This window comes from Allokutzneria multivorans, assembly GCF_039537405.1.
Classification (GTDB): Bacteria; Actinomycetota; Actinomycetes; order Mycobacteriales; family Pseudonocardiaceae; genus Allokutzneria; species Allokutzneria multivorans.
Map to the genome: position 1 here is coordinate 1 of NZ_BAABAL010000011.1, position 9,946 is coordinate 9,946.

A 9,946-nucleotide genomic window follows, 5' to 3' on the forward strand; every position below is an offset into this window, starting at 1 on the left:
GCCGGTGGCGTTTGACTTGACGGTGACGGGTTTGTTTTCGACGTTGACCGCTGGTGGTTGTGTTGAGTTGGCGTCGATCGGTTCGGTGCGGCCGTCGTTTGTGAAGGCGACGCCGAGTCATTTGCCATTGCTGTTGGCCTCGGATGCGTCGATGTCGCCTACTGGTCAGCTTGTGCTCGGCGGGGAATCACTGCTGGGCGAGGTCCTGGATGAGTGGCGGGCCAAGTACCCCGGTGTGACGGTGATCAATGAGTATGGCCCGACGGAGACGACCGTTGGCTGCATGGAGTTCCGCATCGAGCCCGAGGACTCCGTTCCCGCCGGTGTGGTGACGATCGGTCGGCCTATCTGGAACACGCGGCTGTACGTGCTCGACGCGCGGCTCCGCCCCGTCGCCCCCGGGGTCGCCGGAGAGCTGTACATCGGCGGCGACGTGCTCGCGCGTGGCTATCGCAACCGTCCTTCCCTGACCGCACAACGATTCGTGGCCAATCCGTTCTCGCCAGGAGAGCGGATGTACCGCACCGGCGATGTGGTCCGCTGGAGTCACGACGGCCTGATGGAGTTCGTCGGCCGCACTGACGACCAGGTCAAGCTCCGCGGCTTCCGCATCGAACTGGGCGAGATCGAACACGCACTCTCGGAGTGCCCCGGCGTCAGCCACGGCGTCGTAGTCCTCCGCGAGGACCGCCCCGGTGACAAGCGCCTCGTGGCCTACGTGGTCCCCAAGATCAACGCCTCGTTTGACGCGTCTAACGCACTGAACGGGTCGTTCAGTGCGTTCAACGCGTCAAGAGGGCCGTTGGCGGAGGTGGTGCGGGGGTTTGTTGGGGAGCGGTTGCCGGAGTACATGGTGCCGTCGGCGGTGGTGGTGGTTGATGAGATTCCGTTGACGGCTAATGGGAAGACGGATAGGAAAGCTCTTCCGGCTCCGGTGTTTGAGGTGTCGGGGCGGGGGCCGCGCAACGAGGTTGAGCGGGTTCTGTGCGGGTTGTTCGCGGACGTGCTTGGCGTTGACAGCGTCGGGATTGACGACAACTTCTTCGATCTGGGCGGGCACTCGTTGCTGGCGACGCGCCTCGTCAGCCGTGCGCGCGCGAAGCTGGACGTGGAGCTGCCGATCCGGGCGCCGTTCGACGCGCCGACGGTGGCCGAACTCGCTGTCCTCGTGCAGGACGCCAAGGGGGCCCGTCGAGCCCTGACGGCTGTGCCGCGCCCGGAGCGAGTGCCGCTCTCCTTCGCGCAGCAGCGGTTGTGGTTCCTGCACAAGCTCGAAGGCCCGTCGGCGACCTACAACGTGCCGATCGTGTTGCGGTTGAAGGGCAAGCTCGACGAGGACGCTCTGCACGCGGCGCTGCGAGATGTCGTCGCGCGGCACGAATCGTTGCGGACGGTGTTCCCGGAGAGCGACGGCCAGCCGTACCAGGTCGTGATCGACGCCGACGAGGCCAAGATCGAGTGGACGGTGGGCGAAGCGACGGCGGACGCGCTCGACACCGCCGCACGCCAAGGGTTCGACCTCGCGAGCCAGCTCCCCGTGCGCGCGTCGCTGTTCCGCGTCTCGCCGACGGAATCGGTCCTTCTCCTGCTGCTGCACCACATCGCGGCGGACGGGTGGTCGATGCGTCCGCTCGCCCACGACCTCGGCACCGCCTACACCGCGCGCGTCGGCGGGACGGCGCCGGCATGGGCCGAGCTTCCCGTTCAGTACGCGGACTACGCGTTGTGGCAGCGAGACCTCCCGCTCGGCACGCAACTCGCGCACTGGAAGTCCACATTGGACGGACTGCCCGAGCGGATCGCGCTGCCCGTCGACCGCCCGTACCCCGCCGTCGCCTCCTACGCGGGCGAGCGGGTGGAGTTCGAGTGGGACGCGGAGCTGCACGCCGACATCACCGCGCTCGCCAGGCGGACCGGCGCGAGCGTCTTCATGGTCGTGCAGGCCGCGCTCGCGGTCACCCTGGGCAAGCTCGGCGGCGGCACAGACATCCCGCTGGGCACTGTGGTCGCGGGGCGCACCGACGACGCGCTGGAGGATCTGGTCGGGTTCTTCGTCAACACCCTGGTGCTGCGCACGGATCTCTCCGGGCAACCGTCCTTCGTGGACCTCGTCGAGCGCGTTCGCGCGGCCGACCTGGAGGCCTTCGCGCACCAGGACGTTCCGTTCGAGCACCTGGTCGAGGAGCTGAACCCGGTTCGCTCCATGGCCCACCAGCCGCTGTTCCAGGTGATGCTCAACGTGGAGAACATCGACGCGCCCGAGCTGAGCCTGCCCGGCCTGGACGTCGAGGCCAGCGGTGGCCAGGTCGGCGTCGCCAAGTTCGACCTCTCGTTCACCCTCGCCGAGCGCGCCACGGGCATCGAAGGCAGCCTGGAGTACCGCACCGACCTCTTCGACCGCGACACCGCGAAGTCGATCACGCGTCGCTTGGAGTCGTTGCTGCGGCGTGCAATCGGTGCTCCGGAGGCCTCGATCGCCGCGCTGGACGTGCTCGACGACGCCGAGCGCGCGTGGCTGGTCACCACGCCGAGGCCGTCGACGGTGACCGCCACGCTGCCCGAGCTGTTCCAGGAGCAGGTCGCCAGAACCCCGGACGCAGTCGCGCTGACCAGCGGGAACGAGCAGATCACCTACCACGAGCTGAACGCACGGGCCAACCGCCTCGCGCACCTGCTCATCGCACGGGGAGCGGGGCCGGAGCGCGTCGTCGCCTTGGCGCTTCCGCGGTCGGCGGAGCTGGTCATCGCGCTGATCGCGGTCCTCAAGACCGGGGCCGCCTACCTGCCGCTGGACATCGACCACCCGTCCGAACGGCTCGCCCTGATCCTCCGCGACACCCCGCCCCACGTGGTGCTCGCGACCACCGAGACCGCCGTGCTCGTGAGGTGCGAGGCAGAGACGCTGCTGGTCGGCGACCCGCTGCTCGACCAGCCGGACACCGATCCCGCGGTGGAGCGATCCCCGAGCGATGCCGCCTACCTGATCTACACCTCCGGCTCGACCGGCACGCCCAAGGCCGTCGTCGTGGAGCACCGCAACGTGGTGCGCCTCTTCGCCTCCACCGGCTCGTGGTTCAGCCCGAGCGCTGACGACGTGTGGACGCTGTTCCACTCAGCCGCCTTCGACTTCTCGGTGTGGGAGCTGTGGGGCGCGCTGCTGCACGGCGGTCGCCTCGTTGTCGTTCCACAGTGGACGGTGGTGTCGCCGGAGGCCTTCCTGCGCTTGCTGGTCGCCGAGCAGGTGACGGTGCTCAGCCAGACGCCTTCGGCCTTCTCCGCGCTGATGCGTGCCGACGAGGAGCAGCCTGAGCTGAGCGACGAACTCGCGCTGCGCCTGGTGGTGTTCGGTGGCGAAGCGCTTGACCTGGCACGGTTGTCGGACTGGTACGCGCGGCATGCCGAGGCGGCTCCGTCGCTGGTCAACATGTACGGGATCACCGAGACAACCGTGCACGTCACCGAGCGCGTCGTCACCCGGCGCGACGCGCTCGCCGGCGCGGGCGGCGCCATCGGCACGCCCTTGGCCGACCTCGGCGTTCTCGTGCTCGACCCGTGGCTGCGGCCCGTCCCGCCCGGTGTTCCCGGCGAGTTGTACGTGACCGGAGCGGGGCTCGCGCGCGGCTATCTGAACCGTCCCGGGCTCACGGCGCAGCGGTTCGTCGCTTCGCCGCTCGGTGGGCGGATGTACCGCACCGGTGACCTCGTGCGGTGGACTCGTGACGGCCAGCTGGACTACCTGGGCCGTACCGATGACCAGGTGCAGCTGCGTGGTTTCCGTGTCGAGCTGGGCGAGGTCGAAGCCGCTCTCGCCGCCGCACCGCGCGTGCGGCAGGCGGTCGTCGTGGTACGCGAGGACCGCCTGGTCGGCTACGTCGTGGGGACGGCCACGCGGGCTGAGCTTGGCGAGCGCCTTCCGGACTACATGATCCCGTCCGTCATCGTCAGCGTCGACGAGATCCCTTTGACCCCCAATGGAAAGGTCGACCGGCGAGCCCTGCCCGACCCGGTCGTCGAGGTCTCGACGGCGGCACCGCGAACGCGCGTCGAATCCGTCCTCTGTGGACTGTTCGCCGAAGTGCTCAGGCTTGAGTCGGTCGGCGTCGACGACGGGTTCTTCGCGCTGGGCGGCCATTCACTGCTCGCGACGACGCTGGTCAGCCGCGTTCGCGTCGCCCTCGACGTCGAGCTGCCGATCCGCGCGCTCTTCGACGCGCCCACCGTCGCCGAACTCGCCCGCGCGGTGGAGCACGCTCAAGGCGGCCGTGCCGGCGTCACCGCGGGTCCGCGTCCCGACGTGGTGCCGTTGTCGTTCGCGCAGCAGCGGTTGTGGTTCCTCGACCAGCTGGAAGGCCCGTCCGCCACCTACAACGTGCCGATCGTCGTGCGGTTGAGCGGAAACCTCGACGCCGAGGCGCTGCGCTCGGCGTTGCGGGACGTGATCATGCGGCACGAGTCGCTGCGCACGACCTTCCAGGAGAGCGACGGCAAGGCGGCGCAGCACGTTCTGGACGACGTCGAGTTCGCACTTCCTGTGGTGTTGGCCGACGACGTCGACGCGTGGGTTGCCGACGTGACCACGCGTCCGTTCGACCTCGCGACGGAGTTGCCGATTCGCGCCGAGCTGCTGCGGATCGCGGCCGACGAGCACGTGCTTGCCGTTGTGCTGCACCACATCGCAGGTGACGGCTGGTCACTGCGGCCGTTGGCCCGCGATCTGAGCGATGCCTACGCGGCGCGGCTCGACGGTGCCGCCCCGGACTGGCTGCCGTTGCCGGTGCAGTACGCGGACTACACGTTGTGGCAGCGCGAGTTGCTGGAAACCACGCTCCCCGGCCAACTGGCGCACTGGCGGTCCACTTTGGACGGTCTGCCGGAGCGCGTCGAGCTGCCGGTCGATCGGCCCTACCCCGCTGTCGCTTCCTACGAGGGCGCGCAGCTGCGGCTCGACTGGGACACCGACCTGCGCGAGCGGATCTCCGCGTTCGCGCGGGAGGTCGGAGCGAGCCCGTTCATGGTGCTGCACGCGGCGGTCGCGATCCTGCTCAGCCGCTACGGCGCCGGCACCGACATCGCGTTCGGCACGCCGATCGCGGGTCGAACCGACGACGCGCTGAACGACCTTGTCGGCTTCTTCGTGAACACCCTGGTGCTGCGCACCGACGTGTCCGGCAATCCGTCCTTTGTGGACTTCGTGCGGCGCGTCCGGCACACCGACCTCGAAGCCTACGCGCACCAGGACGTTCCGTTCGAGCACCTCGTCGATGAGCTGAAGCCGACGCGTTCGTTGGCTCATCAGCCGTTGTTCCAGGTCATGCTCGCGTTGCGCAACACCGAAGCGGCGTCGCTCGAGCTGCCGGGCATCGCGGCGGAAGTCCTCGCGGACGCCGCTGACGTGGCGAAGTTCGACCTGTCGTTCCTGTTCGCCGAGCACGCCGACGGCATCAGCGCCACCGTCGAGTACCGCACGGACCTCTTCGACCCGGAGACGGTCAGTGAGATCGCGCGCGGCCTGGAAGCCGTGCTGCGCAAGGCTCTTGGCGATCCCGAAGCACCCATCGGCTCGATCGAGGTGCTCGACGAGTCAGAGCGCGAGCGGCTTCTCGTGCGGTGCAACGACACCGGTGTCGAGGTCGCGGAGCTGACCCTCGCCAGACTGTTCGAGGAGCAGGCGGCGCGCACTCCCGATGCCGTCGCGCTCGCCGAGGGCGTACGGCGTGTGACCTACGCCGAGCTGGACGCGTGGGCGAACCGCGTGGCCCGCGCGCTCATCGCTCGTGGAGTCCGACCGGAGTCTGTGGTCGGCGTCCAGTTGGAGCGCTCCGTCGAACTCGTCGTCGCCATGCTCGCCGTCGCCAAGGCGGGCGGCGTGTACCTGCCGATCGACCCGGGCTACCCCGCCAAGCGAATCCGCTTCCTGCTCGACGACGCCGCCCCCGTGCTGGTGATCACCGGCGATGACCTGCTGGTCGACGAAGGCGCCGCGTCCGCGCCCGAGGTGTCGCCGAACGGCGGCGCGTACGTCATCTACACCTCCGGCTCCACGGGGCACCCCAAGGGTGTTCTCGTGAGCCACGCCGGAATCTCCAGTCTCGTCACGACGCTGAAGACCCACCTCGGCGTCGGCGAGGGCAGTCGCGTCCTCCAGTTCGCCTCGGTCAGCTTCGACACCGCCATGTGGGAGATCTTCATGGCCGTGCTGACCGGTGCCACGCTGGACATCGTTCCGGATGACCGGCGCCTCGGTCCACCGCTGGCGGAGTTCCTCACCGAGCGCGGGATCACGCACGCCACCCTGCCGCCCGCCGCGCTCGCCGCACTCGACCCGGCGGACGTGCCCGTGGAGCTGACCGTCGTGGTCGCCGGTGAGGCCGCGCCCGCCGAGCTGGTCCGCACGTGGTCCCGGGATCGCGTGCTGTTCAACTCCTACGGCCCCACCGAGACCACAGTGGACATCACGCTGTGGCGCTGCACGCCGGACGTCGGCTCGGTCGTCCCGATCGGCACTCCGGTCGAGAACACCTCCGTCTACGTGCTCGACTCCGCACTGCGTCCCGTCCCAGTCGGCGTGACGGGGGAGCTGTACGCCTCCGGCTCCGGCCTCGCGCGCGGCTACCTCTCCCGCCCCGGCCTCACCGCGTCGCGCTTCGTAGCCTCACCCTTCGGCGGGCGGATGTACCGCACCGGCGACCTCGTCCGCTGGACCCGTTCCGGCCAGTTGGAGTTCGTCGGCCGCGCCGATGACCAGGTGAAGCTCCGTGGTTTCCGCATCGAGTTGGGCGAGGTAGAGCACGCTTTGTCCGCTCACCCGTCGGTGGCGCAGGCGGTGGTTGTCCTGCACTCCAACCGTCTCGTCGCTTACGTGGTCCCGAAGATCAACGCGTCAAATGGGCCGTTGGCGGAGGATGTGAAGGCGGTGGTGGCGGGGCGGTTGCCGGAGTACATGGTGCCGTCAGCGATCGTGGTGCTGGATGAGATTCCGGTTACGCGGAACGGGAAGGTGGATCGCGACGCGCTGCCGGAGCCGGTGGTCGAGGTGTCGGGGCGGGGGCCGCGCAACGAGGTCGAAGCCGTTCTGTGCGGGTTGTTCGCGGACGTGCTCGGCGTTGGCAGCGTCGGCGTCGACGACGGGTTCTTCGACCTGGGTGGGGACTCGATCTCCTCGATCCAGCTCGTGAGCCGGGCTCGCGCGGCCGGTGTGTCGGTGTCGGCGCGAGATGTCTTCGTGCACCAGAGCGTCGCGGCGCTCGCAGCCGTCGCGGAGTCCACTGTGGACACGATCACCGATGACGGGGTCGGCCCGATTCCGCCGACGCCCATCTCGGAGTGGTTGTTCGCCACGGGCACCAGCGAACAGGTGCGTCGGTTCTCGCAGGAGGTCGTTCTGCGGCTGCCTGGCGACGTTGACCTCGGGGGCCTGGAACGCGCGCTGGCCGCCGTGGTGGAGCGCCACGACGCGTTGCGGATGCGCATGGACTCCGGGCTGCGTGTCGAAGCCCAAGCGGGCGACGTGCACCTGCGCCGCGCGGCCGGTGACCTGCGAGCTGAGGCTGCTGCGGCGCGCGAGCGGCTGGACCCGGAGACGGGCGCGATGTGGCAGGCGGTGTGGTTCGAGGAAGGCGGACTGCTGCTGTGGGTGATCCACCACCTGGCCGTCGACGGCGTCTCGTGGCGAATCTTGTTGCAAGACTTGAAATCCGCGTGGGAAGGCGCGCCTCTGCCCCCGGTCGGCACTTCGGTGCGCAGGTGGGCGGCGCTGCTCGGTGAGGAGGCGGTCCGGCCGGAGCGCGTCGCCGAGCTGTCGGCGTGGAAGCGGTTGGAGGAGGTCACCGCGCGGCCGTGGGGCAGCGGAACGAACTCCGGGTCGCTGCGCCTCGTCCTGCCGAGCGTGGACACCGAGCCTTTGCTGAGCGAGGTGCCGGGGCGGTTCCACGCCAACGTGCAGGACGTGCTGCTCACCGGACTGGCGCTGGCGATCGGTGACACCGTGCTCGTCGACGTCGAAAGCCACGGACGGCACGAGGACGTCATCCCGGGCGTCGACCTCTCGCGCACCGTCGGATGGTTCACCTCGGTGCACCCCGTTCGCCTCGCGGCGCGGAAGGCGTCGGACGTCAAGCGGGTCAAGGAGATCTTGCGCGCGGTCCCGGACCACGGGCTCGGCTACGGGCTCCTGCGCCACCTCAACACCGACGCGGAACTGAGCGTCTCGGCGGACGTCGGCTTCAACTACCTTGGCCGGATCGGCGGCGGAGAAGGGGCCTGGCAGCCGGTCGTCATCGACACCGAGGCCCCGGTCGTCACCGACCACGCGCTCGACCTGGTCGTCGTGGTCGAGCACACCCCGGACGGGCCGCGTCTGGTCGCGGACTGGTCGTGGCACGGGATCGCACTTGCCGATGACGAGATGAGCGCCCTCGCCGAAGCGTGGTTCGCCGCGCTCAGGCTGATCACCGCCGAGGGCGAGGGCGGCCTGACCCCGTCCGACGTGGCGCTGGCCGGTCTCTCGCAGGAGCAGATCGACCGGATCGAGGCCGCTCACCCCGGCGTGGTCGACATCCTCCCGGTGTCGCCGTTGCAGGAAGGGCTGCTCTTCCACGCCCTCTACGACGACACCGCGTCCTACGTCGTCCAGACCGTTCTGCGGCTCAAGGGAAAGCTCGACGTCGAGCGCCTGCGCCGCGCCACGGACCAGGTGGTGCGGCGCTACCCCAACCTCGGCGGCTCCTTCTGGACGCGGGAGGTCGACCACCCCGTGCAGGTGCTGAGCGAGGGTGTCACGGTCCCGTGGGAGTTCCCCGACGGCGACGTCGAGGACTTCCTGGAGCGGGATCGCGAGCGCCGCTTCGACCCGGCGCAGGCGCCATTGCTGCGCTGCGCGCTCGCCGAGGTCGGCGCCGACGAGCACCTGTTCGTGGTGACCAACCACCACATCCTGGTCGACGGCTGGTCGATGCCCGCGGTGCTGGCCGACCTCTTCGCGCTCTACCAAGGCGAAGAGCTTCCGCAGGTGACGCCGTACCGCGACTTCCTGGAGTGGCTGGCCGACCAGGACCGCGCGGCCACCGAAGCCGCCTGGCGCGCCGAACTGTCCGAAATGGACGGACCGACGCTGGTCACCGCCTCGCTCAGCGAGCGCGTCGACACCGCGGTGGATCTGTCCGCCGAGCTCACCGAGGCGCTGACGACGTGGGCGCGGCGGCACGGCGTGACGCTGAACAGCGTCTTCCAAGCGGCCTGGTCGCTGCTGCTCAGCGGCCTGACCGGGCGCGATGACGTCGTGTTCGGCACGACCGTGTCCGGGCGTCCTCCGCAGCTGGACGGCGTGGAGTCCATGGTCGGGCTCTTCATCAACACGATTCCGGTGCGCGTCCGGCTCACCCCGGAGGCCACGATCGCGGAACTGGTCGGCCAGGTCCAGGACGCCCAGGCGCGCTTGCTGGGACACCAACACCTCGGACTCGTCGACCTGCACCGCATCGCCGGGCACACCGAGCTGTTCGACTCCGTCGTGGTGTTCGAGAACTACCCGCTCGACCCCGAGGCCCAGGAACGCGCGTCCACCGACACCCTGCGCGTGGTCGACGCGTACGGGGCTGACGCGCCGCACTACCCGTTGGCGCTGACCGTCGTGCCCGGCGAGCGACTGCACCTGCGCGTGCAGCACCGCACCGAGGTCGCGGTCGGCCTGCTCGACCGGCTCCACCGCCTGCTGGAGGTGATGATCACCGATCCGGCCCGTCGACTGTCCGATGTGGACGTTCTTGAGCCGGGTGAGCGCGACCGGATGATCCGGCAGTGGAACGACACCGCTGTCGAGCTGCCCGCCGTCACCTTGCCCGCGCTGTTCGAGGCGCAGGTTCTTCGTGTGCCCTCGGCTGTCGCAGTCATCGCCGGTGGTTCTTCGTTGACTTATGCGTCGTTGAATGAGCGGGCGAATCGTGTTGCT

Annotated in this window: 1 protein-coding gene; it reads left to right on the forward strand. The window is 69.4% G+C overall.

Going from position 1 to position 9,946, the window contains the following annotated elements; all coding sequences use genetic code 11:
- Positions 1-9,946 (forward strand): amino acid adenylation domain-containing protein (locus tag ABD798_RS16915; RefSeq protein WP_425549235.1); only part of this gene is annotated, 9,946 nt, incomplete at both ends.